Origin of the sequence: Xanthomonas sp. NCPPB 1325 (genome assembly GCF_041477645.2) — a bacterium.
Lineage (GTDB): Bacteria > Pseudomonadota > Gammaproteobacteria > Xanthomonadales > Xanthomonadaceae > Xanthomonas > Xanthomonas cannabis.
The window spans coordinates 3,417,508-3,443,865 of record NZ_CM192985.1 but is presented as its reverse complement, the minus strand read 5'-3'; the positions used below and the strand labels follow the sequence as shown (position 1 = coordinate 3,443,865).

The 26,358-nt window shown below is 66.2% G+C and carries 26 protein-coding genes and 1 pseudogene; 10 read left to right on the top strand and 17 right to left on the bottom strand.

From position 1 onward, the window contains the following. Positions 1-407: 407 nt before the first annotated feature. Complete coding sequence (locus ACCQ10_RS14770; RefSeq protein ID WP_372361100.1) at positions 408-1,790, bottom strand: APC family permease; 1,383 nt, start codon at positions 1,788-1,790, stop codon at positions 408-410. 184 nt (positions 1,791-1,974) lie between these two features. On the opposite strand from ACCQ10_RS14770, the gene ACCQ10_RS14765 reads away from it, so the two are divergent. The 6 genes from ACCQ10_RS14765 (at position 1,975) to cydB (ending at position 10,555) form a co-directional block, all read left to right on the top strand. Then, a complete protein-coding gene (locus ACCQ10_RS14765) occupies positions 1,975-2,739 on the top strand; it encodes a LuxR family transcriptional regulator (protein WP_372361099.1) in 765 nt (254 codons plus the stop codon). A 408-nt stretch (positions 2,740-3,147) separates the two neighbouring features. After that, complete coding sequence (locus tag ACCQ10_RS14760) at positions 3,148-4,089, top strand: proline iminopeptidase-family hydrolase (protein ID WP_179454343.1); 942 nt, start codon at positions 3,148-3,150, stop codon at positions 4,087-4,089. A gap of 910 nt (positions 4,090-4,999) precedes the next feature. Continuing rightward, on the top strand, positions 5,000-6,061 hold the full coding sequence (locus ACCQ10_RS14755; protein WP_039409313.1) for a pectate lyase family protein: 1,062 nt from the start codon (positions 5,000-5,002) through the stop codon (positions 6,059-6,061). A 276-nt stretch (positions 6,062-6,337) separates the two neighbouring features. Beyond that, the gene (locus ACCQ10_RS14750; protein ID WP_372361098.1) at positions 6,338-7,726 is read left to right on the top strand and encodes an amino acid permease; all 1,389 of its coding nucleotides are present in this window, start codon (positions 6,338-6,340) and stop codon (positions 7,724-7,726) included. A gap of 412 nt (positions 7,727-8,138) precedes the next feature. Continuing rightward, positions 8,139-9,539, top strand: coding sequence for a cytochrome ubiquinol oxidase subunit I (locus ACCQ10_RS14745; protein ID WP_372361097.1), 1,401 nt, complete (start codon positions 8,139-8,141; stop codon positions 9,537-9,539). Then, positions 9,539-10,555, top strand: a complete 1,017-nt coding sequence (cydB, locus tag ACCQ10_RS14740; RefSeq protein ID WP_047693860.1) for a cytochrome d ubiquinol oxidase subunit II — start codon at positions 9,539-9,541, stop codon at positions 10,553-10,555. Before ACCQ10_RS14745 ends, cydB begins: the two co-directional genes overlap by 1 nt. Before the next feature lie 147 nt (positions 10,556-10,702). On the opposite strand, the gene ACCQ10_RS14735 is transcribed toward cydB, so the two are convergent. From ACCQ10_RS14735 to ACCQ10_RS14715, 5 genes are all read right to left on the bottom strand, one after another. Next, on the bottom strand, positions 10,703-11,440 hold the full coding sequence (locus ACCQ10_RS14735) for a carboxylesterase family protein (RefSeq protein WP_372363131.1): 738 nt from the start codon (positions 11,438-11,440) through the stop codon (positions 10,703-10,705). Between the two features lie 175 nt (positions 11,441-11,615). Continuing rightward, positions 11,616-12,977 (bottom strand): magnesium transporter, encoded by a 1,362-nt coding sequence (gene mgtE / locus ACCQ10_RS14730; protein WP_039409298.1) that lies wholly within the window; start codon positions 12,975-12,977, stop codon positions 11,616-11,618. Between the two features lie 301 nt (positions 12,978-13,278). Continuing rightward, positions 13,279-15,018 (bottom strand): phosphoenolpyruvate--protein phosphotransferase, encoded by a 1,740-nt coding sequence (ptsP, locus tag ACCQ10_RS14725; RefSeq protein WP_372361096.1) that lies wholly within the window; start codon positions 15,016-15,018, stop codon positions 13,279-13,281. A gap of 58 nt (positions 15,019-15,076) precedes the next feature. Next, a complete protein-coding gene (locus ACCQ10_RS14720) occupies positions 15,077-15,346 on the bottom strand; it encodes an HPr family phosphocarrier protein (protein ID WP_039409292.1) in 270 nt (89 codons plus the stop codon). Continuing rightward, complete coding sequence (locus tag ACCQ10_RS14715) at positions 15,339-15,662, bottom strand: PTS sugar transporter subunit IIA (RefSeq protein ID WP_355508476.1); 324 nt, start codon at positions 15,660-15,662, stop codon at positions 15,339-15,341. Before ACCQ10_RS14715 ends, ACCQ10_RS14720 begins: the two co-directional genes overlap by 8 nt. Here ACCQ10_RS14715 and ACCQ10_RS14710 point away from each other — a divergent pair. Next, positions 15,546-15,803 (top strand): annotated as a pseudogene (locus ACCQ10_RS14710) (hypothetical protein); the annotation flags it as partial. The gene ACCQ10_RS14715 and the pseudogene ACCQ10_RS14710 overlap by 117 nt on opposite strands. Here the strand turns inward: ACCQ10_RS14710 and ACCQ10_RS14705 are convergent. The 11 genes from ACCQ10_RS14705 to ACCQ10_RS14655 all read right to left on the bottom strand — a co-directional run bounded on the left by ACCQ10_RS14705 (position 15,741) and on the right by ACCQ10_RS14655 (position 23,819). Continuing rightward, positions 15,741-16,010: a hypothetical protein gene (locus ACCQ10_RS14705; RefSeq protein ID WP_372361095.1), complete on the bottom strand. Its 270-nt coding sequence runs from the start codon at positions 16,008-16,010 to the stop codon at positions 15,741-15,743. The pseudogene ACCQ10_RS14710 and the gene ACCQ10_RS14705 overlap by 63 nt on opposite strands. Positions 16,011-16,216: 206 nt before the next feature. After that, positions 16,217-17,089 (bottom strand): RNase adapter RapZ, encoded by an 873-nt coding sequence (gene rapZ, locus ACCQ10_RS14700; protein ID WP_039409288.1) that lies wholly within the window; start codon positions 17,087-17,089, stop codon positions 16,217-16,219. Next, positions 17,086-18,036: an HPr(Ser) kinase/phosphatase gene (gene hprK / locus ACCQ10_RS14695; RefSeq protein ID WP_005993219.1), complete on the bottom strand. Its 951-nt coding sequence runs from the start codon at positions 18,034-18,036 to the stop codon at positions 17,086-17,088. Before hprK ends, rapZ begins: the two co-directional genes overlap by 4 nt. Further along, positions 18,033-18,491 carry a PTS sugar transporter subunit IIA gene (locus ACCQ10_RS14690; protein WP_372361094.1) on the bottom strand — a complete coding sequence of 153 codons (459 nt, stop codon included), beginning with the start codon at positions 18,489-18,491 and terminating at the stop codon, positions 18,033-18,035. Before ACCQ10_RS14690 ends, hprK begins: the two co-directional genes overlap by 4 nt. A gap of 21 nt (positions 18,492-18,512) precedes the next feature. Continuing rightward, positions 18,513-18,830 carry a ribosome hibernation-promoting factor, HPF/YfiA family gene (gene hpf, locus ACCQ10_RS14685; protein WP_005913379.1) on the bottom strand — a complete coding sequence of 106 codons (318 nt, stop codon included), beginning with the start codon at positions 18,828-18,830 and terminating at the stop codon, positions 18,513-18,515. 87 nt (positions 18,831-18,917) lie between these two features. Beyond that, positions 18,918-20,357, bottom strand: a complete 1,440-nt coding sequence (locus tag ACCQ10_RS14680; RefSeq protein WP_506191960.1) for an RNA polymerase factor sigma-54 — start codon at positions 20,355-20,357, stop codon at positions 18,918-18,920. Positions 20,358-20,397: 40 nt separating this feature from the next. Beyond that, positions 20,398-21,117: an LPS export ABC transporter ATP-binding protein gene (gene lptB, locus ACCQ10_RS14675; RefSeq protein WP_039409264.1), complete on the bottom strand. Its 720-nt coding sequence runs from the start codon at positions 21,115-21,117 to the stop codon at positions 20,398-20,400. Further along, positions 21,117-21,671, bottom strand: a complete 555-nt coding sequence (gene lptA, locus ACCQ10_RS14670) for a lipopolysaccharide transport periplasmic protein LptA (protein WP_081422339.1) — start codon at positions 21,669-21,671, stop codon at positions 21,117-21,119. Before lptA ends, lptB begins: the two co-directional genes overlap by 1 nt. Then, a complete protein-coding gene (gene lptC, locus ACCQ10_RS14665) occupies positions 21,649-22,224 on the bottom strand; it encodes an LPS export ABC transporter periplasmic protein LptC (RefSeq protein ID WP_184438913.1) in 576 nt (191 codons plus the stop codon). Before lptC ends, lptA begins: the two co-directional genes overlap by 23 nt. Next, a complete protein-coding gene (locus tag ACCQ10_RS14660) occupies positions 22,221-22,769 on the bottom strand; it encodes a KdsC family phosphatase (protein ID WP_039409257.1) in 549 nt (182 codons plus the stop codon). The genes lptC and ACCQ10_RS14660 overlap by 4 nt, the downstream gene beginning before the upstream one ends. A gap of 48 nt (positions 22,770-22,817) precedes the next feature. Further along, complete coding sequence (locus ACCQ10_RS14655; protein ID WP_166751921.1) at positions 22,818-23,819, bottom strand: KpsF/GutQ family sugar-phosphate isomerase; 1,002 nt, start codon at positions 23,817-23,819, stop codon at positions 22,818-22,820. Between the two features lie 53 nt (positions 23,820-23,872). On the opposite strand from ACCQ10_RS14655, the gene ACCQ10_RS14650 reads away from it, so the two are divergent. The 3 genes from ACCQ10_RS14650 (at position 23,873) to ACCQ10_RS14640 (ending at position 25,928) form a co-directional block, all read left to right on the top strand. After that, positions 23,873-24,100: a BolA family protein gene (locus tag ACCQ10_RS14650; protein WP_046964476.1), complete on the top strand. Its 228-nt coding sequence runs from the start codon at positions 23,873-23,875 to the stop codon at positions 24,098-24,100. 233 nt (positions 24,101-24,333) lie between these two features. Further along, the gene (murA, locus tag ACCQ10_RS14645; RefSeq protein WP_047693843.1) at positions 24,334-25,608 is read left to right on the top strand and encodes a UDP-N-acetylglucosamine 1-carboxyvinyltransferase; all 1,275 of its coding nucleotides are present in this window, start codon (positions 24,334-24,336) and stop codon (positions 25,606-25,608) included. Beyond that, a complete protein-coding gene (locus tag ACCQ10_RS14640) occupies positions 25,605-25,928 on the top strand; it encodes a hypothetical protein (protein ID WP_047693841.1) in 324 nt (107 codons plus the stop codon). Before murA ends, ACCQ10_RS14640 begins: the two co-directional genes overlap by 4 nt. Positions 25,929-26,358: the final 430 nt, after the last annotated feature.

The window sequence follows — 26,358 nt, the reverse complement described above, 5'->3', positions numbered from 1 at the left end:
CATCGGTGGCGCGGAACGAGACTAGCGAATGTTTGCAGCTGAATATGTGCTGAAAATCTCGTTCGGAGATCGACAGTCGATAAAAATAGCATCGCGTTTGCATGCAGCGAACGGGCGCAGCGCACACGCTGTGCGCGTGGCACTCAAGCGAGTAGGGCGCACGCGCATCGGCCTGGCGCGTGGCTGCTCCAGCGAAAGTGGATCATCATGCTTGCAAGGCGATGCAGTGCGCCTGCACTTGCACACGCATGGTGTCGTGTCATGCAGCAGGACGCCCGCAGCAGCAAACGCAGGCTGAGCGTAGGCAACGGCACGATGGTTTGGCCGGCGCTCCTGCGCATCGGGCGTGCGCAAGGCACGGCACCACGCCAGTGAGCCGGTGCATCAGTGCCGCAGCGCAGCGGCCGTTATTCCAGCGCGTCGCTGGCGCGGAATTCGGTCGAGCGACCGCTGATTTTCAGAAAGGCCAGAACCGTCACCCCCACCGCCATCCACGCGGTGCCGCCAAGTTGCGCGTGAGGGTCGGCGTTGATCAGTACGTACGCCAGGATCACGATACCGATCAACGGCACCGCCCCGTGCAGCACACGCCTGCCTTGCCGACGAAAGTGCCAGAGCACCGCGACGTGCAGCAGCACGAATGCGGTCAACGCGCCGACATTGCACAACGACGACAGCAACGCGATCTGGCCGACGAACACTTCGCCCAAGACCATGCTCAGTGCCGCCACCAACATGATGGCGCGCTGCGGTACGCCGGTGCGGGGGTGGATATAGCGCAGGAACGCCGGCAACTGGCGGTCGCGCGCCATCGCAAACAACAACCGCGAGGTTGCCGCCTGCGCCACCAATGAGTTGGCGATCGCGGCACTGATGGCCACTGTCAGCGCGATGACGATCTGTAGCCATGGCCCGGCAACCAGCCGTCCGATCTCGAAGAACGCATCGTTGGACGCCTGTATGCTGGGATAGCGCTGCAGGTGGGGCTGCAGCAGCGCGGCCAGCCAGGTCTGCAGCACGAACAGGCCCGCGACCAATACCAGCGCCAGCAGCGTGGCACGGCCGACCACGCGATGGCCACCGCGGGCTTCCTCCGACAAGGTGGAAATCGCATCGAAGCCGAGAAACGACACCACCGCCACCGATAACGCGCTGAAGATCAGTTGCGGCGAAAAGGCCTGCGGGTTGTAGAACGGGCGCAGATTCCAGTGCGCGCCGTTGACACCACGCTGGATGGCCAGCGTGGCCAGCACCACGAAAATCGCCAGCACCACCAGCTGCGCCAACAGGAAAAACCGGTTGGCGCGCGCGGTGGTTTCGATGCCGCGCAGGTTGACCACGGTATTGAGCACGACGAAGAACGCGATCCAGGCCGGCTGCGGCACCGCCGGCAGTACAGTGTGCATCGCATTGGCACCGACCACGTAGAGCAGCGTCGGCACCAGCAGGTAATCCAGCAGGATCGCCCAGCCGGCCAGAAAGCCCATGCCGCTGTGCAAGCCTCGGCCGACATAGGCGTACACCGAGCCGGCCACCGGAAACGCCTGCGACATCTGCTGATAACTCAACGCGGTGAACAGCATCGCCACGAAGCCGACCAGGTACGTCAGCGGCACCATGCCCGCGCTGATGTCGAACACCCCGCCGAAGATCGAGAACGGCGCCGTCGGCACCATGAACACCAGGCCGTAGATCAGCAGATCCTTCAGCGTGAGCTGGCGTTTGAGTTCCTGGGCGTAGCCGAAGCGTTCCAGCGTGGCCGCATCGTCGCGGCGGGGTGAGTCGGTCATGCAGATGTCCGCTAGGAGAGGGCCGTTGGGTGCAGGCGAGGGCACGGCAATGTCGCTGCGGCACTGCAGCCGTGTGACCGGCATTGTGACGATAATGTGGCCGGCAAGCCCATCCATTGGTAAAAATGCTAGGTTTTCCGTGCTGGATGTCATCCAGTGGCGTCACTCGCTTCGAAGGACCCCCATGTTCGACACGCTGGCCAGCCTGGGCCGTGACCTGCAGGCACTGCACACGCTCAACGCCTGTCTGGACCGGGTGTTCAGCGACGTCTGCGCGCTAGGTTTCCAGTCGCTGGTGTACGACTACGCGCCAGTGCCGCTCAGCATGGAAGGCGCGCTGATCACCCCGACGGTGTTCATGCAGCGCAATGCGCCGGGCGACATGCAGCACGTATGGTGCGAACACGGCTACTACCAGCATGACCCGGTCCAGCAGCGTGCCACGCGACGTACCACGCCGTTCGTGTGGTCGTATCGCACCGATGGCGACAGGGACGGGGTTGAATACGTTGGCGCGCAGCACCGCCAGGTCACCCGTTATCTGTGCGATAGCGGGATGGCAACCGGTGTCACCGTGCCACTGCACCTGCCCGGCGGCGCATTTGCGACCTTCAGCGGTGCGGTGGATGCGGTGGCCGCCGAAGCGCCACGCCTGGCAGAGGCGCAGCTGTCGCCGTTCCTGTTGCTGGCCCATGCCTTCCAGGCGCGCGCGCAGGAGTTGCTGGACCCGCAGGAGCGCCGCTGCCACCACATCGCACTGACCCGGCGCGAGCGCGAGTGCCTGCAGTATTCGGCTAAGGGGCTGACTGCCAAGAGCATCGCCGCTGCGCTCAATCGCTCCACGGCGACGGTGAACCTGCATCTGAACTCGGCTGCGCGCAAGCTGGGCGCGCGCAACCGCGTCGAGGCGGTGGTACGCGGCATGCACTATCGGTTGCTGGAGCCCTGAGCGGATGAGCGGATGCGTACGGCGTTCGGCTGAACGCGGCCGCGCAAGGTCCACTGATTGATGCACGCGAGCGTGCGCAGCGCAGCTGGCCTGCGGTGGCCCACGTGCGCAGCGCCAGCCCAGCTGCCGTGTGGCGAGCGGCAGCTGGCGCGAGGCGCATATCCGCACTCGTAGAGCACCACGCGGCGATTGTTGTTTATGCAGAACGCACGCTGGCCGATCGACGCACGCAATCGCCAGTCTGCATCGCCGCTCCCGGCTCCGGTCTCTGTAGCCTGCCCACCGGGCGCGTGCCCGCCTGACTGCGAGGGTGGCACGACCGCACAAACCTGTGAGATTTGCCAGTTAACGCGGACCGTGCCGCTCGTTAGGCTCGGCGCTCATCATTGCCGTCAGCAGGCGCAGGTCATGCAGTCCACCGAAGGTTATGTCGAATTTCGCGGCTATCGCACCTGGTACCGCATCACCGGTGACCTGCGCAGCGATGCCTGTCCATTGGTGATCGCGCACGGTGGGCCCGGCTGCACGCATGACTATGTCGACAGCTTCAAGGACCTGGCCGCCGGCGGCCGCGCGGTGATTCATTACGACCAGCTCGGCAACGGCCGTTCGACGCACCTGCCCAATGCCGACCCGGGCTTCTGGAGCGTGGGGCTGTTTCTGGATGAATTACAGACGCTGATCGACCATCTGGGGCTGTCGCAATACGCCTTGCTGGGCCAGTCGTGGGGCGGCATGCTGGCCGCCGAACATGCGGTGCGTCGTCCCCGTGGGCTGCGTGCATTGGTGATCGCCAATTCGCCGGCATCGATGGGCCTGTGGCGTGCGGCGGCCCTGCGCCTGCGCGCCGGCTTGCCGGAGCAGGTCCAGGCCGCGCTGGACGAACATGAAGCCGCCGGCACGCTGGATCACCCGGCCTACCGCGCGGCCAGCCAGGTGTTTTACGCGCAGCATGTGTGCCGCATCGTCCCGTGGCCCGACGAGGTGGCGCGCACCTTTGCCGCCATCGATGCCGACCCGACGGTGTACCACGCCATGAACGGCCCGACCGAATTCCACGTGGTGGGCAGCCTGCGCAACTGGAGCATCATCGAGCGCCTGCATCGCATCACGGTGCCGACGCTGGTGCTGTCGGGCAGGTATGACGAGGCCACGCCGGAAACCGTCGAACCGTATGCGCGCCTGATTCCCGATGCGCGCTGGCATGTATTCGCCAACTCCAGCCACATGCCGCATGTGGAAGAACGCATCGCCTGCATGCGCCTGGTAGGTGATTTCCTTGAGGACCATACGCCCTGGCCGGGTGGCGAACTTGCCCACGTGCCGGCGCTGGCCAGTCGCGCGGTGTGAGTGGCTGCGCCAACCATTGGCGTGCCTGTTGGTGGGCAGCACGGTAAACGGCGCCGTCGGCGTCGGTGCGCGGCCGCAAACATGGCGTTGGCATCCAACCTGTGTCGCTGGCATCTGGTGTCAACCGCGTGGTGCGCCTGACACAAGTGCATCAGTCAGCGGCGGATCGGCGGCCTTGGGCGTCCGCTGGTTGCGCTGCGCTTGACGCTGCAGTGATCACGCCACCTGCAACGCGCGCACCTTTACCGATCAGGATTCCAGTCCGGGTACCACCCGGCCTCTGGCGGTCGGGCCGTATCCGGGCTGCCTGATGCTGCGGCCTGCGCCCCAGCGGCTGTGTGCATGATTGAACGCGGTTCGGATCGAGCGCCGGCCGTCCGCGTCCCTCGTCCGGTGCAGCCTCATGCCGACAGCTCCACAGCGGTGGTGCCGGACCCATGCTGTCGCGCGCGCCTGTCGCAAAAAAGCGGTCCTTCTGCATCGTCACCGATTGGATCTGGTGATGTCGAACGCAGCCACGCCGGCTGCATGGCACATCCATCGACGTGCGTGCTGGTGAAAGGTTGCGCGGCAGTGCAGCACCGCGGTGTGCTCCGGCCGTGTTGCCAGCTGCGCCAGCTTCAGCAGTTGATGATGCTGCAGTCGCATCTGCACTGCCGATAAGCGCTGCCGTCAATCGCTCGCGTTACCGCAGCCGTTGCTGCAGCGGTGTCCTGTCCTGCCTGTCCCTCGCTGTCTCTTTTGCATGTCCTGCAAAGAGAACACCGTGGTGCGTCAAACTTTCAAAGATGGATAATTGTTTTATGTTTTAAATCGCGCGAAGAATGCGGCCCCCACGCCCGCTTTGTCGTTGTCGTCGCCACTGCGCAGACGGCACGCATCGCTTATCGACTTCTTTGGGAGAGGCTGCATGATTAGCAAGATGCTCCAGGGCGCACTCGCGCTTGCGCTGTCCACGTGCGCAGCAGGCGCCATCGCCGGCCCGGTCGGGTACGGTGCCGCCACCACCGGCGGCGGCAACAAGACACCGGTCAATGTCGCTACCTTCGAGGCGATGCAGGCGGCCATCGACAGTTACTCCGGCAGCGGCGGGCTGGTACTCAACTACACCGGCAAGTTCGACTTCGGCACCATCAAGGACGTCTGTGCGCAGTGGAAGCTGCCAGCCAAGACCGTGCAGATCAAGAACAAGAGCGATGTCACCATCAAGGGTGCGAACGGCTCGGCAGCGAACTTCGGCTTGCGCGTGGTGGGCAACGCGCACAACGTGATCATCCAGAACATGACCATCGGCCTGCTGCAAGGGGGCGAAGATGCCGATTCGATTTCCCTGGAAGGCAACTCCAGCGGCGAGCCGTCCAGGATCTGGGTCGACCACAACACCGTGTTCGCCTCGTTGACCAAGTGCTCGGGCGCCGGGGATGCCTCCTTCGATGGCGGCATCGACATGAAGAAGGGCGTGCACCACGTCACCGTGTCCTACAACTACGTCTACAACTATCAAAAGGTCGCGCTCAACGGTTACAGCGACAGCGACACCAAGAACTCGGCCGCACGTACCACCTACCACCACAACCGCTTCGAAAACGTCGAGTCGCGCGTGCCGCTGCAGCGCCGCGGCTTGAGCCACATCTACAACAACTACTTCAACAACGTGTTCACGTCCGGCATCAACGTGCGCATGGGCGGCGTGGCCAAGATCGAGTCGAACTACTTCGAGAACATCAAGAACCCGGTCACTTCGCGCGACAGCAGCGAGATCGGCTACTGGGACCTGATCAACAACTACGTCGGCAGCGGCATCACCTGGGGCACCCCGGACGGCAGCAAGCCGTACGCCAATGCCACCAACTGGGTCAGCTCCAAGGTGTTCCCGGAATCGCTGGGCTACATCTACACCGTCACCCCGGCCGCACAGGTCAAGGCCAAGGTGATTGCCACCGCCGGCGCAGGCAAGAATCTGGCGGAGTAACGTTCGCGCGGTACTGCAGTGACAGATCCCCGGCCTGCCCGGGGATTTGTCTGTGCAACGCCGCCGTCCGCCGTGCCCTGACCGGGAACAGGTCATGGGCGCGTAGCGCGTGCCGGTGAGGCGCCGGTTCCCGATTCCGCGTGGTTCCGGTCGGGACGTCGCTGCAAGCTGCAGTGCAGCAGCGCCCCTCACCCCGGTCGCTGGCATGCCGTCAAGAGGCGCGGCAGGCGCCGCGACGCGGTATCGTGTCGCGCTGCCACTTCTCAAATGCCGTCCATGTCGCTTCCGAACGATCCTGTTGCCCAGAACGCTTCGACCGCCGCGCCTGCCCTGCGGCATGCGCTCAAACCCCGGCAATTGATGATGATGGGCCTGGGCACGGCGATCGGCGCCGGGCTGTTTCTGGGTTCGGGGGTCGGCATCCATGCGGCGGGCCCTGCGGTACTGGTGTCCTACCTGATTGCCGGGGCGCTGGTGATCATCGTGATGAATGCGCTGGGCGAGATGGCGGCCGCCAAGCCGGCCAGCGGCGCTTTTTCGGTCTATGCGGCCGATGCGATGGGCCCGACCGCCGGCGCCACGGTGGGCTGGCTGTGGTGGTTGCAGATCGTGGTGGTGATCGCGGCAGAAGCGGTTGGCGCAGCGGGCTTGCTGGCGACCGTATGGCCGTCCCTGCCGGTGCCACTGCTGGCCTCGCTGTTCATGGCCACGTTCACCGCGATCAATCTGTTGGGCGTGCGCAATTTTGGTGAGTTCGAATTCTGGTTCGCCATCCTCAAGGTCGTGGCGATCGTGGTGTTCCTGCTGATCGGCGTGGCCTTGCTGGCGGGCTGGTTACCCGGTGTGACCTCGCCGGGGCTGTCCAATTTCACCCAGAACGGTGGATTTGCGCCCAAGGGCCTGGCGGGCGTGGGTGCGGCCTTGCTGGTGGTGGTGTTCGCGTTCGGCGGCACCGAGATCGTGGCCGTGGCGGCCGCGGAGACGGCCGACCCGGGGCGCAGCCTGGCACGCACGATTCGCACCGTGGCCTGGCGCATCCTGGTGTTCTACATCGGCTCGATCAGCGTGATCGTGGCGGTGGTGCCGTGGACCAGCACGGCGCTGAGCTCGCCGTTTGCGGCGGTGCTGGACGTGGCGCGCATCCCTGGTGCGGCCACCGCCATCACCCTGGTGGCCGTGGTGGCGCTGCTGTCGGCGCTCAATGCCAACCTGTACGGCGCCTCGCGCATGATCTTCTCGCTGGCGCAGCGCGGCGAAGCGCCGCGCCTGCTCGCCAGGACCAGTGGCGAGCAGGTGCCGCTGGTGGCGGTGATCGCCAGTGTGCTGTTCGGCTTTGCCGCAGCCGCGCTGGAAATGCTGTATCCGAACAAGGTGCTGCCGATGCTGCTCAACATCGTCGGCGCCACCTGCCTGCTGGTATGGACGATTTCGCTGGTGTCGCAACTGATCCTGCGCGCGCGCGCCGATCGCGACGGCATCGCGCTGCCGTTCCGCATGCGCGGCTATCCGGCTCTGACGGTGCTGGCCCTGGTGATTCTGGCCGTGCTCTTCGTGCTGCTGGCCAGCTCGCCCGAAACCCGCGCGCAGTTCCTGTCGATGGTGGCCTTGACGGCCGGCATCGCGGTCGTCAGCGAGCTCGCACGACGGATGCGACGCCAGCGCTAGTCAGGCGCTTCGCGTGGTGGGAGCGTGCTTGACCGCGATCGAGCGTCACCGGTAGAGCGCTTCGCGCGCAAGCGCGCGTCCACCAGAGCCAGGCGCGCGGCTGCTTGGCGCGGGGGGAAGCAGACGTGCGCATTGCACGATGCGGATAGCGCCGGGCTGAGCGCGACGGACACGACGTCGCGCTTTTCGTCTTCGCCAGGAAGAGAGCTGGCGAGCAACCGAAAGCACGCGTACGGGTGCGCAAGCGCGACGCTTTGACGCAGATGCGACGCCGTGTCGCATCGGGAACGGGCGCGACCGTCCCTATCATGCTGGTGCAGCGCAGGCGGTCGCGATCGGCCACCGCAGCGAGTTCCGGCGATCGATCTGCAATCGGCGCGCTGATGCTATCCACTTTCCTGGAGGGCTCTCCATGGACGCTCTGCTGTTGTCGCGGATCCAGTTCGGGTTCGTCATCGCGTTCCACGTGCTGTTTCCGGCATTCACCATCGGGCTCTCCAGCCTGCTGGCATTTCTGGAATGGCGCTGGCTGCGTACCCGCCGACCGGTGTGGCGCGAGCTGTATTTTTTCTGGCAGAAGATCTTCGCCGTGTCGTTCGGCATGGGCGTGGTCAGCGGCATCGTGATGGCGTTCCAGTTCGGCGCCAACTGGCCGGAGCTGAGCCGCATTGCCGGCGGAGTGATCGGCCCGCTGTTGAGCTACGAAGTGCTCACCGCGTTCTTTCTCGAAGCCAGCTTCCTGGGCGTGATGATGTTCGGGTGGGGGCGCGTGTCCGAGCGCCTGCATTTCTTCGCCACCTGCATGGTGGCGCTGGGCACCTTGATCTCCACGTTCTGGATTCTTTCCTCCAACAGCTGGTTGCAGACGCCGGCCGGCTACGAAGTGATCAACGGCATCGTGCATCCGGCGGACTGGGTGAAGATCATCTTCAATCCGTCGTTTCCGTACCGCTTGGCGCATATGGCGCTGGGCTCGTTCATCACCACCTGCTTCGCGGTGGGCGCGGTGGGGGCGTGGTACCTGCATCGCGGCGTGCATCGCGACGCCGGGCTGCGCATGCTCAAGCTGGCGGTGGCGTTTGCCGCCATCACCGTGCCGCTGCAGATCTTCGTCGGCGACATGCACGGCTTGAACACGCTCAAGCACCAGCCCATGAAAATTGCGGCAATGGAAGCGCACTGGCACGCCGAAGAAGCGGGCGAGGGCGTCCCGCTGGTGGTGTTTGCGCTGCCCAATGCGCAGGCCGAGCGCAACGACTACGAGCTGGCGATTCCGCGCCTGGGCAGTGTGATTCTCACCCATAGCCTGGACGGCAGCATCGCACCGCTGACGTCGGTGCCGGCGAGCGAGCGCCCGCCGGTGACGCCGGTGTTCTTCGCCTTCCGCATCATGGTCGGGATCGGTTCGTTGATGCTGCTGGTGGCCTGGGTGTCGGCCTTCGCCTGGTGGCGCGGCAAGCTGGTGCAGTGGCGCTGGTTGCTGGCGACCTGGCGCTGGATGTTGCCAAGCGGCTTCATCGCGCTGATTTCGGGCTGGTTCGTCACCGAGATCGGGCGGCAGCCGTATGTGGTCTACGGGCTGCTGCGCACCGCCGATGCGGTCGGCCCGCAGTCGGCCTGGATGACCGCGATCTCGTTGGCGGTGTATGTGGCCGGGTACGCATTCGTGTTCGGCTGGGGCATCTGGTACCTGGTCAAGATCGGCAAGCAGGGCCCCACGCCGCACGCCGACGCACCGCACCTGGACCATGGCGAACACACGCCGGCGCGCCCGCTGTCGGCGGCCGATGCACCAATCGACGGAGCTGCATGATGGACATGACGACCGTGTTGCCGGTGGCGTGGTTTGCGGTGATCGGCTTCGGCGTGCTGATGTACGTGGTGCTGGACGGCTTCGTGCTTGGCATCGGCATCCTGGCGCCGTTTCGCCGCGACGAGCAGCAGCTGGACCTGATGATGAACACCGCCGCGCCGATCTGGGACGGCAACGAAACCTGGCTGGTGCTGGGCGGGGCAGGGCTGCTGGCGGCGTTTCCGAAGGCGTACGCGGTGATCCTGTCGGCGCTGTACCTGCCGGTGTTGCTGATGGTGATGGCACTGGTATTCCGCGGCGTGGCGTTCGAGTTCCGCTTCAAGGCGCAGCGGTCGCGGCGGTTGTGGAGCAATGCCTTTGCGGGTGGCTCGATCCTGGCCGCCTTCGCTCAGGGTGTGATCCTCGGCGCGCTGGTGCAGGGCTTGCCGATCGAGAACGACCGCTATGTCGGCGGCATCTGGGGCTGGTTCAGCCCGTTCGCGATGCTGACCGGCGCGGCGTTGGTGTTCGGCTATGCCTTGCTCGGCAGCACCTGGCTGATCCTCAAGACCGAAGGCCACGTGCAACAGCTCGCGCGTCAGCTCACCCGGCCGTTGACCATCAGCGTGCTGGTCTTCATCGGCCTGGTCAGCGCCTGGCTGCCGTCGTTGCAGTCGCATGTGATGGAGCGCTGGTTCGCCGGCGCGCATTACCTGTGGTTGCTGCCGGTGCCGGTGCTGGTGGCCGTGGTGGGGTATGCGCTGTGGCGCTCATGCGATGCCGGGCGTGCGGACACGCCGCCGTTCCTGCTGGCCATGGGCCTGTTCGTGCTCGGCTTCCTGGGCCTGGTGCTGGGCATGTGGCCGTACCTGGTGCCGCCGGTCTACACCCTCTGGCAGGCCGCCGCGCCGCCGTCATCGCAGCTGTTCGCCATGGTGGGGCTGGTCATGCTGCTGCCGCTGGTGCTGGGCTACACGGTGTGGTCGTATCGCGTGTTCCGCGGCAAGATCACCGCCGACACCGGCTACCACCATTGATGGCCTGCGCTCGACGCCGTGCGTGCGGGCCGTGCGCATCCCTGGGCACAGGCGCCGCGCACACCACGGGGCGGAGCGGTTTGCATGCGCGGCGGCGCAGGGTGATCGGCCAGCGCGGGCCTGCGCCAGGCTCACATGCAGCGGTGTTCAGCGCAGCCGCTGCGCGAACATCCAAGTCCACATGGCCGGGTCGGCGTAGGTCGTGTCCCACACGTTGTGGCTGCCTTCGGGATATTCGCTGTAGCGCAGGTTGGCGCCGATGCCCTTGGCCGCGCGATACAGGGCGCGGTCGTCGTGCGGCGGCACGGCGGTGTCCTTGGCGCCATGGAAGGTCCAGATCGGCACGTGCCTGAGCTGGCTGACTGCCGCCGTGTACGGGTCGGCTTCCTTGAGCACCAGGCTGACGTACAGCGTGCGGCGCTCATCGCGCGGCGCCTTGAGCGCGCCGCAGATCGGCACGATTGCGGCAAACCGCTGCGGCTGCATCAGCCCGATTTCCCAAGCGCCATAGCCGCCCATCGAAATGCCGGTGAGGTAGGTGCGTTGCGGGTCGGCAACGAACTCGGTGCTGGCCGCATCCAGTGCAGCGATCGCCATGCGCGCGTTGATGCCCAGCCATTCTTCGTTTTCGGGCACCTGCGGCAACACCACCAGCGCAGGGAAGTCGGCGCCGTGTTCGCTCAGGTACGGGCCCAGGCCCACCTCGGCCTGGTCGCGGCCGTTGTCGCCGCGTTCGCCCGAGCCGTGCAGGAACAACACGATCGGCCGCGGTTGCGGCGCCCTGGCCGCCGGCACGAACACCTGGTAGCGATACAGCCGGCCCTCCAGCTGCAAGGTGCGGGTGACGAAGTGGCCGTGCCGGCCGTCATGCCGGCGCTCAGCCATGCTGAAGCAGCCGGCAAGCACCAGCGCCAGGATTCCCACCACCAGGCAACGAACGATCACGCACTACTCCCCATCGATCACAGTGCTGCAGTATCACCGCATGCACCCGCACTGGCACGTCGCGCTGCGGCGATCGGAGTGTAGCCGTCACGCGCATGGGCTCACGTGCCTGCGCTCACGGCAGCAGCACCAAGGTGGCCAGGCCGAGAAAGCTCAGGAAGCCCATCACATCGGTCAGGGTGGTCAGGATCACGCCACCGGCCAATGCCGGATCGAAGCCCAGGCGTTTGAGCGTCACCGGCACCAGCACGCCGCCGAACGCAGCGGTAAGCATGTTCGCGGTCAGCGCAGTGCCGATCACCAGCGACAGCATCGGTTGCCGGAACCAGGCCAGCACGATCAATCCAAGCCCCACGCCCAGGCACAGGCCGTTGATCAATGCGACGGTGAGTTCCTTCTTGAGCAGGGTCATCACGTTGGACGAGCCGATCTGGCCCAGCGCCAGGCCGCGAACCATCAGTGCCAGGACCTGGGTGCCGGCGTTGCCGCCCATGCCGGCCACGATCGGCATCAGCGCCGCCAGCGCCACCAGTTTTTCGATGGTGCCCTCGAAGCGGCTGACCACGCTGGAGGCCAGGAACGCGGTGCACAGATTGATGCCCAGCCAGATCAGGCGGCGGCGGAACGCACGCCGCGCCGGGCTGAACATGTCCTCGTCTTCGTCCAGACCGGCCGCGCTCATGGCCTGGTGTTCGGCCTGCTCGCGGATGATGTCGACCACGTCATCGATGGTGATGCGGCCAAGCAGGATGTTGTTGTCGTCCACCACCGGCGCAGAGATCCAGTCGTGGTCGGAGAAGCGCCGCGCGACTTCTTCGGCGCCATCGCCCACATCGATGGCCGGCTGCTCGTCGTCGATCAGCCGGTTGACCGGCGTGCTGTCTTCGTGGGTCACCAGCGCGGCCAGCGGTACGCGGCCCAGGTACTGGTGGCGCCGGCTCACCACATACAGGTGATCGGTGTGGTCGGGCAGCTCGCCGCGCAGGCGCAGGTAGCGCAGCACCACATCGACATTGACGTCGGCGCGCACCGTGACTACGTCCGGGTTCATCAGGCGGCCGGCGGTGTCTTCCGGATACGACAGCACCTGCTCCAGCCGTTCGCGGTTCTCGCGGTCCATCGACTTGAGCACTTCGTCGATGACGGTGTCGGGCAGATCCTCGACCAGGTTGGCCAGATCGTCGATGTCCAGGTCTTCGACCGCGGCCACGATCTCGTCCGGGTCCATGTCGGCCAGCAGGCTTTCGCGGACTTCGTCGCCGACGTGCAGCAGCACCTCGCCATCGTCCTCCGGGTCGACCAGCCCCCACACCACTTCACGCTTGCCGGGCGGCAGAGACTCGAGCAGGTTGCCGATCTCCGCCGGCGCCAGCGTATTGACCAGCCGGCGCACTGGTCCCAGGCGCCCGCTGTCCAGCGCGTCGGACAGCAATCGCAGCTGGCGCGCAGTCTTGTCGTGGCGGACGGCTTCGGCCATGCGCGGCTCCCCGGAAGAGTGGACGCGCCGTCAGTGGAAGACGCGGTGCTGGGTCAGCACGGTATTATCGCTTGCGCATGGTGACGAAACATACAGTGCCGGCGCGTTTGCGGACGGTCGATCGGGCGCGGCCGGCTTGCTGGTGTGCTTGGCAAACGCTGCGTGCAGCCACGACGAACCCGAGTTGGCTGTCAGCATTGACCGGTGATTGATTGCCAGGTCGATGATCGGCGCAGCGCCCACATCCGCGCTGCGGGTACCTTCCCCCGCACGCAGGAGAAGGACGTGCAGCAGCGCTGGTCTAGCTGCTCTTGCAGCTGCCGCCCTGTGCGATGACGGCCAGCCACTTCTCGATGCTCTTGCGGTCGCGCGCGCGCAGCAATTTCTCGCCATGCACGCGCAGCTCGCCCAGATGGATGTCGCGTACCGCGCGGCGCACTTCCAGCAAGGTGGCCGGATGCAGGCTGAATTCCGTTAGTCCCAACGCCAGCAACATCGGCACAAAACGCGGGTCGCCGGCGATTTCACCGCATACCGCCACCGGCTTGCCGTAGGCGCGCCCGGTGGCGATGACCTGCGCAATCAGCCGCAGCACCGCCGGGTGCAGCGGCGAATACAGCTCGCCCAGGGCTTCGTTGTTGCGATCCACCGCCAGCAGGTACTGCACCAGATCGTTGGTGCCGATCGACAGGAAATCGATGTCGTCGATGAAGCAGTCCAGCGCCAATGCCGCCGCCGGCACTTCGATCATCGCGCCCAGCGGGATGTGCTCGGCAATCTCGTGGCCCTCATCGCGCAGCTGCGCGGCGAGTTTTTTCAGTTGCTTGCGCAGCAACTGGATTTCTTCGCGGCCGCTGACCATCGGCACCAGGATGCGCACCTGCCCGTAGCCGGACGCACGCAGGATCGCGCGCAGCTGCGCCTGCGCCACTGCAGGGCGGGCCAGCGACAGCCGCACGCCGCGCAGGCCCAGCGCCGGGTTGTCCTCGTCGCTCAGGGTCAGCCCGGTGCGGTCGGCCTTGTCGGCGCCCAGGTCCAGCGTGCGGATGGTGACCGGGCGGTCGCTCATGCCCAGTACCGTGTCGCGATAGGTCTGGAACTGTTCGTCTTCGTCCGGCAGCTCGTTGCGCTGCAGGAACAGGAATTCGGTGCGATACAGCCCCAGCCCGCTGGCGCCCAGCGCATGCGCACGCGCGACGTCTTCCAGCGATTCTGCATTGGCCAGCAGGGTGATATCGACGTTGTCGCGGGTGCGCGTGGGCTTGGAGCGCAGCCGCCCGAGTTCGCGTTGCTCCTTGGCCAGCGCGCGCAGACGCTCGCGGTAATCGCGCAGATGCTCGGGGGTGGGGTCGACGATCACCTGGCCGGAGCCGGCATCGACGATCAACACATCGCCATCGTCGATGCGCTGGACGGCGTCGCTGACTCCCACCACCAGCGGCAGGTGCAGGCTGCGCGCCAGGATCGCGCTATGCGACAGCGCGCTACCGGCGGTGGTGACGATGCCAACCACGCCCTGGGCCTGCAGCTGTGCCAGTTCGGACGGCGCCACGTTGTCGCAGACCAGGATCTCGCCGGCCACGCCTTTGAGGTCGGGGGCACGCTTGTGCAGGAATGCATGGATGCGGCCAATGACGTGATCCAGGTCGTCCATGCGGCTCTTGAGGTAGGCATCCTCCATGCCGTCGAACACCGCTGCCAGGCGGTCGCGTTGCACGCGCAAGGCATAGTCGGCGCTATAGCGGTGCGTGCGGATCAGCTCGTCCAGCCCCTGCAGCAGCTCCGGGTCGTCCAGCAGCAAGGCATGCAGCTCGAGAAATTCGCCCACCTCGCGCGCCAGCGCGCCATGCAGGCGGTCGCGCAGTTGCTGCATCTCGACCCGTGCGGATTCGATGGCCGTGTGCAGGCGCTGCAACTGCGTTTCCACCTGGTTGGCAGGCACGCGTTGTTCGGCTACTTCCAGGGTGTGGCTCTGGCGCACGCGCGCACGCCCGAGTGCATTGCCGCGCGAGGCGCCGTGTCCGCGCAAACGCAGGCTCATGCGCGTGCCTGGCGCGCTGGCGCCGTGTCGGCTGCAACCGCACCGACGCCGCGCATGCTCAGCTGTCCTCGTCGAAACGACGCTCGAACAACTCCACCAGCGCCTGCAAGGCCTGCGCTTCGTCTTCGCCATCCAGCCGCACCACCACGCTGGTGCCTTGCCCGGCGGCGAGCAGCATCACGCCCATGATGCTCTTGGCATTCACTTCGCGGCCCTTGGCCGCCAGCGTGGCGTTGCTGCGATAGGACGACAGCGTCTGCACCAGCTTGGCGGTTGCCCGCGCATGCAGTCCGAGTCGGTTGGACACAATGAGTTCGCGTTCAAGCATCGTCGATGATCGCTCCGTTGCGGGTACCGGCCGCCGCAGTGGCGGGCAGCTCCTGCAAACCTTGTTCGGGGTAATTCATCACCCGCAGCAGCATCGGCAGGCTCAACGCGGACACGCGGCGAACCGGCGTGCCCAGCTTGGCCAACCGGCTGGCGAGATTGCTGGGGCTGGCGCCATACAGGTCGGTCATGACCAGCACGCCGTCGCCGCCGTCGACCCGGCGCATCGCCGCCGAGGCCTGGGGCAACAACGCGTCCAGGTCTGCATCAAACGGCACATCGAACGCTTCGGTCTTCAGCGGCAAATGCCGCAACAGCCCCGTCGCCACGTTCAACAACGCCGCGCCGATGCCGGGATGGGTAATGAGGAGAATGCCACAGGCCATGCCGAAACGTTAACAGGTCAGCATGACCGCGCGATAGCGTTTGCCCGCACCGATGTGTTGCGAACTGAATAGCCGTTTAGAACCGCTGCAGCGACTCCGCTGCACCGATACCGTCAGCGCGTCGCGACGTGCGGCACTGCTCAGCGACATGCACAGCGCCAGCAATGTGGCCAACTGCACAAGCGAACGCTGCTGTTGTCGCGGCGACGGGCAGGGTGTGGTCATGTCCGGTACGACGCCGCCAAGTTCGTCGTGCAGTGTTGCGTGGGGCTTGAACAAACACGGCACGCGGCGTTGGGACGTCGCTGAGTCAGTCGCATCGGATGCGACGTTGTCGCCCGGCATAGCGCCCATCAGCCGCAAGCCATCCGCACGCAATCGCACCCCACACTAAGGCACTGCAAAAAGCACCCTCTCACATGGGTGCAGCACACACAGTTCGCAGAATGCCGCTGTAACGATTCCCGATTCCCGATTCCCGAAGTTCAATCCTGCTCGCGATGAAACGTCGCCACTTCCGGCCAACCCTGCTCGCGCGCATGCCGGGCCATGCGTTCGGCCATGTAGACCGAGCGGTGCTTGCCACCGGTGCAGCCGAAGGCGATGGTCACGTAGCTGCGGGTGTCGTTGCGCAGGCGCGGCAGCCAGGTGTCGAGCAGGTCCACGATCTGCGCGCTGTAACGCTGCACATCGGCTTCCTTGTCCAGATACTCGCGCACCGCGGCATCGCGGCCGGTGAGCGGGCGCAGCTCCGGGTCCCAGTGCGGATTGGGCAGCACGCGCGCATCGAACACGAAGTCGGCTTCGGCGGGCACGCCGCGCTTGTAGGCGAACGATTCGAACAACAGCGACAGGCGATCGTTGGAGCCGAGCGCAAACTCGGTCACCACACGGCGACGCAGCTGATGCACGTTGAGCGTACTGGTGTCGATGATGGCATCGGCCTGCAGCCGCAGCGGTTCGGTCAACTGGCGCTCGCGGGTGATCGCTTCCGGCAAGGCCAGGCCAAGATGGCTCAAGGGATGGCGGCGCCGCGTGTCGGCGTAGCGCTTGATCAACGCCTCGTCGCTGGCCTCGAAAAACAGCAGCCGCGCCTCGATGCCGTATTCCTGCGCGGCCTGGCGCCATTGCGCCAGCTGGGTCAGGTCGCTGCGGCTACGTACGTCGATGCCCACCGCCAGCCGCTGGTCGCCGAGCGGGTTGCCACGCAGGCGGCTCTTGACGAAGTCCGGCAGCAACTCCACCGGCAGGTTGTCCGAGCAGTAATAGTCCAGATCCTCGAAGGTCTTCAGCGCGACCGATTTGCCCGAGCCGGACAGCCCGCTCACGATCATCAGCGTGGAGGGCGCGATACTCATGGCGTGCGTCGCTCAAGCAGGTTGCTGTGGCGGGCGATGAACATCGCCGCCGGGTCGATGCCCTTGGTGCGCAGGATATGCAGCCGGGTGGCCGCCTCGGTGAGCACGGCCAGGTTGCGGCCGGGCATCACCGGCAGGGTGATCAACGGCACGTCCAGATCCAGTACGTGGCGGCTGCCGGAATCGCCGGTCAGGCGCTCGTAACCGGACGGCGTGGGCTCGGTCATCGGCCGGGTCAGGTGCACGATCAAGCGCAGGTACTTGTTCTTCTTCACCGCGGTGTCGCCGAACATGTCGCGCACGTTCAACACGCCCAGGCCGCGCACTTCCAGCAGGTCCTGCAGCAGTTCCGGGCAGGTGCCGTCGAGCACGTCGGGGGCGATCTGGGTGAACTCCGGCGCGTCGTCGGCCACCAGCCGGTGACCACGGCTGAGCAGTTCCAGCGCCAGCTCGCTCTTGCCCGAGCCGGCTTCACCGGTGATCAGCACGCCGATCGAATAGATCTCCATGAACACGCCATGCAACGTGACCCGCGGCGCCAACGTGCGCGCCAGGTGGTAGGACAGGTGGTTGAGCAGTTCGTGGCCGCGCTTGGGCGAGATCCACAGCGGCGTATTGGATTCGTCGGCCGCCGCGCGCAGGTCTTCCGGGCAGGACTGGTTCTTGCTGATCGCCAGCGCCAGCGGCTGTACCTGGATGATCTTCTCGATGGTTTCCCAGCGCTGCCGCGCATCCAGCGAATCCAGCCAGGCCAGTTCCTCGGTGCCCAGGATCTGCACCTTGTTGGGGTAGATCACGTTGAGATACCCGGCCAGCGACGGGCGCCGCGCATTGTTGCTGCCGGCCTGGATCTCGCGGTGCTCGCCCTTCTGGCCGGCGACCCAGCGCAGCGCCAGCTTGTCGCGCTGCTGGTCGAACAACTCGCGTGCGGTGATGCTGGTATTCATGCCGCGCTGGCCTGTGGTGGCGGGACCTCGGTCAGCAACGCGAGCAGGGCATCGGCATTGGGCGCTGCGCGCAATTGCTGGCGGAAGTCGGCATCGGAAAAGCGCTCGGCCAGTTCCGACAACAGCATCAGATGCTGGTGGGTGTAGTGCGCAGGCACGGCCATCGCAAAGATCAGATCCACCGGCTCGTCGCCGCCAAAGGCCACCGGCGTGTCCAGCCGCAGCAAGGCGCCGCGGGGTTCGGTCAGATTGGGGCAGCGCCCATGCGGAATGGCGATGCCGTGGCCGATGGCGGTACTGCCCAGGGCCTCGCGCTCGCACAGGTTGGCGTAGAGCTCGTCTGCGCCGGCCTGGCGGCAGGACAGCAGATCGGCGGCGGTGTGCAGGACGGTGTCGCGATCGGCGGCCGGCGACACCACGGTGCGCACGGCCGCCATCAGATCGGTTAAAGGCATGAGGGCATCAAGCGGGAAGCGTCATGCGGGATTGTCGCGCACCTCGCGTGCATGGTGGTTACATTTCTTTTCTTTGTGCTTGAGCACCAGGCGGTCGAGCTTGTCGACCAGCAGGTCGATGGCGGCGTACATGGTGGAGCCGCTGGCATCTGCGTGCAGCGTGCGACCGGGAAGGTTGACGGTGGCGACCACGTGGTGGTCCGGCTTGCGAACGGCCAGCTGCGTTCGGACTTCACAGTGCTGGTCGAAATGGCGCTGCAGTCGCTGCAGCTTGCTTGCCACGTACTCCCGCAGGGCGGGGGTCACTTCAAGCTGGTGGCCATACGTCTCGATGCGCATCGGATACCTCCATTGGTCGGTGGGCCAATGAACCGTTCCGGTGATCCGACAAACCCGGCGCAGGCCGGCGTTGCGGTGGTTGCAACGTCAGGCGATGCGGACGCGTTCGTGGGAGGCGGAAATGTTCATGGCCTCACGATACTTCGCAACGGTGCGCCGCGCCACTGGTACGCCGGAGGTTTTCAGCAGATCGGCCAACTTGGCGTCGGAGAGCGGCTTGCGCGGGTTTTCCGCCTCGATCAGGCGCCGGATCATGGCCTGGATGGCGGTGCTGGAGGCCTCGCCGCCGCTGTCGGTGTCGATGCCGGAGGCAAAGAACGAGCGCAACGGGATGGTGCCGCGCGGGGTGCGCACGTACTTGCGCGCAATGGCGCGGGAAATGGTCGACTCGTGCAGGCCGAGCTCGCCGGCGATCTCGCGCAGGGTCAACGGCCGCAGCGCCTGCGCACCGAATTCCAGGAACCCGGCCTGGTGGTGCAGCAGGCAGCGCACCACCCGCAGCAAGGTCTCGCCACGTGCTTCCAGGCTCTTGAGCAGCCAGCGCGCTTCCTGCAGCTGCCCGCGCAGGTAGCCGGCGTCGGACTCGCCGCAGCTGCGGATCAGGTTCTCATAGCCGCGGTGGATGGTGACCTTGGGTTGCGCACGGCCGGCCAAGGAGGCGCGCCAGACCCCGCGCTGGCGCCAGATCACGCAGTCGGGCACCACATAGGTGTCCTGCGCCAGTTCGCCGATCTGCTTGCCCGGGCGCGGGTCCAGCGAGCGCACCAGCTGCACCGCCTGCTCGACATCGGCGGTGGAGCGTTTGAGTTCGTGTGCCAGCCCGGCCACCCCGCTGCGCGGCAGCCGTTCCAGCGGGCCGGCGACGATCTGCTGGGCCAGCTCGCGCCCGGGGGTGGCGGGGTCAAGCACGGCCAACTGCAACGCCAGGCATTCGCCCAGGGTACGTGCACCCACACCGACCGGGTCGAAGCGCTGGATCTGGTGCAACACGGTGAGCACTTCGGCCTCGTCCACCGCCGCGCCCAGTGCCAGCGTCTCCAGAATGGCCGACAGCGGCTCGCGCAGATAGCCGTCCTCGTCCAGCGCGTCGATCAGCATCGCGCCGATCTGGCGATCGCGCGGCGACAACGGCGACAGGTGCAGCTGCCATAACAGATGGTCGGCCAGCGTCTCGGACTCGGCCACACGTTCGGCGGCGTCACCGGACTCGTCGTCGTCGAAACTGCCGCCGCTGCCCGAGCCGGTCCACTGCAGTTCGTCCTGCGACCAATCGTCGTCGCGCTCGGCAGGTGCGGCTTCTTCGCGTTGGGGTTCTTCGGTGGAGGCGGACGGCGAAGATTCCACCGCGGTGCTGCCGGCCGCATGCGCGGCTTCGTCGGCCCATTCCAGCAGCGGATTGGTTTCCACTGCTTCGGCGATTTCCACTTCCAGCTCGGTGGTGGACATCTGCAATAGCTTGATCGCCTGACGCAACTGCGGCGTCATGACCAACTGCTGTCCTAGCGATGTCTGGAGCCGGGCTTTCATGCGGGCACTGACTGAAAAAAGCGTTGGCGCGGCGACGCGCTCAAAGGCGGAAAGTTTCCCCCAGATACACGCGACGGACGTCGGGATTGGCCAGCAGCGCGTCCGGTGCCCCCTGCGCCAGCACGCCCCCCTCGGCGAGGATATACGCGCGGTCACAGATTCCCAAGGTCTCGCGCACGTTGTGATCGGTGATCAGCACGCCGATGCCGCGTTCCTTGAGGTGGATGATGATGCGCTGGATCTCGCCGACCGAAATCGGATCGACGCCGGCGAATGGTTCGTCCAGCAGCATCATGCGCGGCTTGGCCGCCAGCGCACGCGCGATCTCGCACCGACGACGCTCGCCGCCGGACAGGCTCGCACCGAGCTGATCGGCGACGTGGGTGATCTGCAATTCGTCCAGCAGCGAAACCAGCTCCTTCTCGCGGCCGGCGTTGTCCAGCTCCTCGCGCAGTTCCAGCACCAGGCGGATGTTGTCGGCCACGGTGAGCTTGCGGAAGATCGACGGCTCCTGCGGCAGGTAGCCCACGCCGAGTTTGGCGCGTGCATACATCGGCTCGGCAGTGAGGTCGCGGCCGTCCAGCTCGATGCGCCCGGCATCGGCCTCGACCAGACCCACGATCATGTAGAAGCAGGTGGTCTTGCCCGCGCCGTTGGGGCCGAGCAGGCCGACCACTTCGCCGGCTTCCAGCGTCAGGCCGAACTCCTTGACCACTTCGCGCTGCTTGTACTTCTTGCGCAGACCGGTGGCGACCAGCATTACTTCTTCCCCTGCGGCTTGGCTGCGGGCTTGGCGGCCGGCGCCGGCGTGGCCGCGGCAGGCGCAGCGGTCTTCGGCTGGATGATGGTGCGCACGCGGCTGCCATCGCCACCGCTCTGCATGTTGCCGGTCTTGGTGTTGTAGACCATGCGCTGGCCGGCGTTGGTGCCCTTGGGCGAGTCGACCTTGTAGTTGCCGGTCAGGACGATGACTTCGTTGGCGACCTGGTATTCGATGTTGTCGGCCTGGCCGTTCATCATCGCGCCGTCGTCCATCTGCTGCTTGAGCGTGGCCTGCTTGCCGGTGAGCACCACGCGGTCGGTCTGGCCGTTCTTCTGGAAGATGTCGGCGGTGTCGGCATGGATTTCCAGCGTGCCCTGGGTGATCACCACATTGCCGCTGAAACGGCACTTGCCGCTGTCGTCGAGCATGTTGCAATCGTTGGCATTGGAGTCGATCGCCATCGGCTGATTGCGATCGCTGGTCTTGGCCATGGCCATCGCGGGCAACAGCAGCGCGGCAAACGCCAGTTTAGCGGGCAGCATTCGGTTCATAGCGGGTCTTGACCTGAGAAAGGAGCTTGTACTGGCGTGATTTGAGATCGGCCTCGAAGCCGACCCCGCTCTGCATGATACCCGGCCGGCTCATGCTCACCGGCGCGGCGGTCTTGGCGAGATTCTGCTGCGGGAACACGTCCAGGCTTTCGGTGCGGAAAGTGGTTGGCGGGGTAGTGCCGGTGGTGGGGCTGTCGCCTTCGACACTGCCGCGCAGGCGCAGTTCGTCGCCCTTGGGGCTGACCCAGCCGGTCTTGGCGCGCAGCGTCCACGGCTGGTTGGCGTTGTCGGGCAGCAGGAACACCGGCGTGGTGATGTCCGAGGTCTGGTCGGCGCGGTTGCGGTGCATTTCCGGCGCGCGCAGCGTCATCGATTCCTTGCCGGTCTGCTTGTCCAGCGCGATCAGCTCGAAATCGCGCAGCACGTAGTCCGCCTTCGACTCGTCCACTGCCGCCGCGACCGGGCGCGCGCGCTGCTGCCATGCCGACCAGCCGGAGATCACGGCGGCGGCGAACAGCACCACGCCCAGGGTGGTTCTCCAGTTCCAGTTCATGCGGAAAACCTTTCGATGATGTCCTCGACCTGGCCCTGCGCGGCCAGCACCACGTCGCAGACCTCACGGGCCGCGCCTTCGCCGCCACGCGCGCGGGTGTGCCACTGCACGCGCTCGGCAATCCAGGGGTGTGCGTTGGCCGGGGCCACCGGCAGGCCGACCGCCAGCAGGGCGGGCAGATCGGGCAGGTCATCGCCCATGAACAGCACCTGGTCCAGCGACAGGCCATGTTCCTGGCACAGCGCCAGAACCGCCAGGCGCTTGTTCCTGACCCCGATCTGCACATGCAGGCCCAGATCCTGGCCGCGTTTTTCCGCCGACAGGCTGGCGCGCGCAGTGATCAGTGCCACATGGATGCCGGCATGCTCGAGTTGCTTGAGACCCTGGCCGTCCAGCACGTTGAACGCCTTGCTCTCATTGCCGGCGTGGTCGTAGTACAGGCGCCCGTCGGTCAGGGTGCCGTCGACGTCGAAACAGGCCAGGCGGATCCGCGCGGCGCGGTCGATCAGGTCGGCGGGAAGGTGCTGCAAGGGAGAGTAGGGCATCGGCACGAATCGGTAAGAACGGGGTCCGGCGGTTGAAAACTGAACCTGTTAAACCACCTTGGCGCGCAACAGGTCGTGAATGTTCAATGCGCCGACCGCGCGCTGTTGTGCGTCCACCACGATCAGGCCGTTGATCTTGTAGTCCTCCATCAGCCGCGCGGCCTCGGCGGCGAGCTGGTCGGCGCCGATGGTGCGCGGGTTGCGCGTCATCACCTCGGCGATGCCGGCATTGCGCACATCGATATCGCTGTCCAGGGCGCGGCGCAGATCGCCGTCGGTGAACAGGCCGATCAGCCGGTCCTGGCCATCGACCACGGCGGTCATGCCGAGGCGCTTGCGGCTCATTTCCATCAACGCCTCGCTCAGGCTGGCGTCCTCGCGCACGCGCGGCAGGTCGTCGCCGGCGTGCATCACGTCGGTGATATGCAGCAGCAGCCGCCGGCCCAGGCTGCCGGCCGGATGCGAGCGCGCAAAGTCGTCGGCGGTGAAGCCGCGGGCATCGAGCAGTGCCACGGCCAGCGCATCGCCCATGGCCAGCGAGGCGGTGGTGCTGGAGGTTGGGGCCAGGTGCAGCGGGCAGGCTTCGGCGGAGACGCTGACATCCAGGTGCACGTCGGCGGCCTGCGCCAGGGTGGAACCTGCGCGCCCGGTCATGGCGATGATCGGGTTGCCCTGGCGCTTGAGCACCGGCAGCAGCATGCGCACTTCGTCCGATTCGCCTGAATACGACAGCGCCAGCACGATGTCTGCCTCGGTGATCATGCCCAGGTCGCCGTGGCCGGCCTCGCCAGGATGTACGAAGAACGCCGGGGTGCCGGTCGATGCCAGGGTGGCGGCGATCTTGCGTGCGATATGTCCGGACTTGCCCATGCCGGTAGCCACCACGCGCCCGCGCGAGGCCAGCACCAGCCGGCAGGCGGCGGCAAAGTCGCTGCCGATCCGCTCGCCCACGCTGGCCAGTGCGTCCTGCTCGATCTGGAGCACGCGCTGGCCGCTGGCGACCAGGCTGGCGTCGCTGACGGTGGCGATGGGCAGGGGCGAGACAGCCATGCAGGACTCGGGTGAAGAGTAGAATGTGCGCTCATTTTATGAGGAAACGCCCTTTGGACGCCGAAACCATCCGTAAACTCATCGAATCCGGCTTGCCTGAAGCCCGCGTCGACGTGCACGGCGACGATGGCGTGCACTTCGAGGCCACCGTGGTCAGCCCCGCATTTGCGGGCAAGGCCCCGCTGGCGCGCCACCGCATGGTCTACGCGACCCTGGGCGAGCTGATGGGCGGGGCGATCCACGCGCTGCAGCTCAAGACGCTGACGCCCGAGGAAGGCTGAGCCCGGCAACCGCGTTCGCCGCCAGGCGGCCCGGGCCGGGACGAGGATCGGCATGCAGCTGCATCCTCGGCTCCCTGGCTTGGTTCCACGATCACCGCGTGTCGGTGTCCAGCGCGTCCAGGCAATGCCCATCGTGGCGCTCGGTCTCCCGGTCTCAGCGCCGTTCGCCTGAAGGCCGTCCGGCCGCACCTCCTTCCCCCGACATACCCTTACTTCGGACTTCTCAGATTCCCATGGCAAAAATCGTAGTGACCGGCGGCCAAGCGCTGCACGGCGAAGTCAATATTTCCGGCGCCAAGAACGCCGTGCTGCCGATCCTGTGCGCCACCCTGCTGGCCGACGCGCCGGTAGAAATCAGCAACGTGCCGCACCTGCACGACGTGATCACCACGGTGAAGCTGCTCGGTGAGCTGGGCGCCGAGGTCACCATCGACGAAGGCACGCTGGCCAAGGGCCGCTCGATCCTGGTCGACCCGCGTTCGGTGACCCATCAGGTCGCCCCGTACGAGCTGGTCAAGACCATGCGCGCTTCGATCCTGGTGCTGGGTCCGCTGCTGGCGCGCTACGGCACCGCCGAAGTCTCGCTGCCCGGCGGCTGCGCGATCGGCTCGCGCCCGGTGGATCAGCACATCAAGGGCCTGCAGGCGCTGGGTGCCGACATCAGCGTGGAGAACGGCTACATCAAGGCCACCAGTAACGGGCGCCTCAAGGGCGGCCGCTACGTCTTCGACATGGTCAGCGTCACCGGCACCGAAAACGTGCTGATGGCGGCCGTGCTGGCCGAAGGCACCACGGTGCTGGAAAACGCGGCGATGGAGCCGGAAGTGACCGACCTGGCCGATTGCCTGATCGCGCTCGGTGCGCAGATCGAAGGCGCCGGTACCCCGCGCATCGTGGTGCAGGGCGTCGAGCGTCTGGGCGGCGGGCACCATGCGGTGCTGCCGGACCGCATCGAAACCGGCACCTTCCTGGTGGCCGCGGCGATGACCGGCGGCAGCGTCACCGTGCGCCGCGCACGCCCGGACACCCTGGATGCGGTGCTGGACAAGCTCACCGAAGCTGGCGCCAGCATCACCACCACCGCCGACAGCATCACCCTGGACATGCACGGCAAGCGCCCGCGTGCGGTCAACCTGACCACCGCGCCATACCCGGCGTTTCCCACCGACATGCAGGCGCAATTCATGGCGCTCAACTGCGTGGCAGACGGCGTAGGCGTGATCAACGAAACCATCTTCGAAAACCGCTTCATGCACGTCAACGAGCTGCTGCGCCTGGGCGCGGACATCCAGGTCGAAGGCCATACCGCCATCGTGCGCGGTGCCGAACGCCTGAGCGGCGCGCCGGTGATGGCGACCGATCTGCGCGCGTCGGCATCGTTGATCCTGGCCGGCCTGGTGGCCGACGGCGACACCACCATCGATCGCATCTACCACCTGGACCGTGGCTACGAAAACATCGAGGAGAAGCTGGGGGCGCTGGGCGCGACCATCCGGCGCAGCGCATGATCCTGCGCGGACGCTTCACCACCCGGCGCAAGATCCTGCTGGGCGTGATCGTGCTGATCCTGGCGTGGCTGGCCTATGCATGGAGCGTGGGCATGGCCATCACCCAGGGCGTCGAGTTCAAGGACATGGACTGGAACGGCGACGGCACCGCCAGCCGCAACGAGATCGCGCAATCGTTCTATGCGGTGGCGGTCAAAAAGACTGTCGAAGGCAAGCGCCATTGCGACCTATTTTATTGGCGCGGCACGGATGAGCAGATCCGGGTGGACTGCCGCACCGTATTTACGACCGGCGACGACAAGGCTGCCGGCAAGCCTTGAGAAGCGCTCGGCCTTGGTTGAAAGAGTGATTGCGGAGCCGCTGATCTGCGGCTCCGCTGGATGGCCCTTGCCCCGCCCACCATTGCAGGACACGCTGTAAGTACGTCCTTGTAGCCCTGGCGCGACATCCATGCCGCTCAGGGTCCCGCAATGGTGCGCGGGCAAGGACCAGTCGAGATGGCTGGTGTGCAAGGTTTCAATAAGCAGCCAGCGAACCGCGCGACTTGGTGTTGTCGCTTTTCACCCAAACCACCAGCCAACTATCTGGTGCGGTGTCCTTACCGATTGCGGGACCGTTGGCGGCATGGATGCCGCCACCGAGCCCCCATGGATGGGTTAACGGCGTGTCCCGCGAGCGGTGAGGGCACCGCGCACTCGACGCTGCGCCTTTGCTGCAGGGCCCTTGCCCGCCCACCATCGCGGGACGCGC

Bases quoted from the DNA above. Each gene is read 5' to 3' on its own strand.
- ACCQ10_RS14770 (WP_372361100.1), bottom strand. From the start codon at position 1,790: ATGACCGACTCACCCCGCCGCGACGATGCGGCCACGCTGGAACGCTTC.
- ACCQ10_RS14765 (WP_372361099.1), top strand. From the start codon at position 1,975: ATGTTCGACACGCTGGCCAGCCTGGGCCGTGACCTGCAGGCACTGCAC.
- ACCQ10_RS14760 (WP_179454343.1), top strand. From the start codon at position 3,148: ATGCAGTCCACCGAAGGTTATGTCGAATTTCGCGGCTATCGCACCTGG.
- ACCQ10_RS14755 (WP_039409313.1), top strand. From the start codon at position 5,000: ATGATTAGCAAGATGCTCCAGGGCGCACTCGCGCTTGCGCTGTCCACG.
- ACCQ10_RS14750 (WP_372361098.1), top strand. From the start codon at position 6,338: ATGTCGCTTCCGAACGATCCTGTTGCCCAGAACGCTTCGACCGCCGCG.
- ACCQ10_RS14745 (WP_372361097.1), top strand. From the start codon at position 8,139: ATGGACGCTCTGCTGTTGTCGCGGATCCAGTTCGGGTTCGTCATCGCG.
- cydB (WP_047693860.1), top strand. From the start codon at position 9,539: ATGGACATGACGACCGTGTTGCCGGTGGCGTGGTTTGCGGTGATCGGC.
- ACCQ10_RS14735 (WP_372363131.1), bottom strand. From the start codon at position 11,440: ATGGCTGAGCGCCGGCATGACGGCCGGCACGGCCACTTCGTCACCCGC.
- mgtE (WP_039409298.1), bottom strand. From the start codon at position 12,977: ATGGCCGAAGCCGTCCGCCACGACAAGACTGCGCGCCAGCTGCGATTG.
- ptsP (WP_372361096.1), bottom strand. From the start codon at position 15,018: ATGAGCCTGCGTTTGCGCGGACACGGCGCCTCGCGCGGCAATGCACTC.
- ACCQ10_RS14720 (WP_039409292.1), bottom strand. From the start codon at position 15,346: ATGCTTGAACGCGAACTCATTGTGTCCAACCGACTCGGACTGCATGCG.
- rapZ (WP_039409288.1), bottom strand. From the start codon at position 17,089: ATGAGTATCGCGCCCTCCACGCTGATGATCGTGAGCGGGCTGTCCGGC.
- hprK (WP_005993219.1), bottom strand. From the start codon at position 18,036: ATGAATACCAGCATCACCGCACGCGAGTTGTTCGACCAGCAGCGCGAC.
- ACCQ10_RS14690 (WP_372361094.1), bottom strand. From the start codon at position 18,491: ATGCCTTTAACCGATCTGATGGCGGCCGTGCGCACCGTGGTGTCGCCG.
- hpf (WP_005913379.1), bottom strand. From the start codon at position 18,830: ATGCGCATCGAGACGTATGGCCACCAGCTTGAAGTGACCCCCGCCCTG.
- ACCQ10_RS14680 (WP_506191960.1), bottom strand. From the start codon at position 20,357: ATGAAAGCCCGGCTCCAGACATCGCTAGGACAGCAGTTGGTCATGACG.
- lptB (WP_039409264.1), bottom strand. From the start codon at position 21,117: ATGCTGGTCGCCACCGGTCTGCGCAAGAAGTACAAGCAGCGCGAAGTG.
- lptA (WP_081422339.1), bottom strand. From the start codon at position 21,671: ATGAACCGAATGCTGCCCGCTAAACTGGCGTTTGCCGCGCTGCTGTTG.
- lptC (WP_184438913.1), bottom strand. From the start codon at position 22,224: ATGAACTGGAACTGGAGAACCACCCTGGGCGTGGTGCTGTTCGCCGCC.
- ACCQ10_RS14660 (WP_039409257.1), bottom strand. From the start codon at position 22,769: ATGCCCTACTCTCCCTTGCAGCACCTTCCCGCCGACCTGATCGACCGC.
- ACCQ10_RS14655 (WP_166751921.1), bottom strand. From the start codon at position 23,819: ATGGCTGTCTCGCCCCTGCCCATCGCCACCGTCAGCGACGCCAGCCTG.
- murA (WP_047693843.1), top strand. From the start codon at position 24,334: ATGGCAAAAATCGTAGTGACCGGCGGCCAAGCGCTGCACGGCGAAGTC.
- ACCQ10_RS14640 (WP_047693841.1), top strand. From the start codon at position 25,605: ATGATCCTGCGCGGACGCTTCACCACCCGGCGCAAGATCCTGCTGGGC.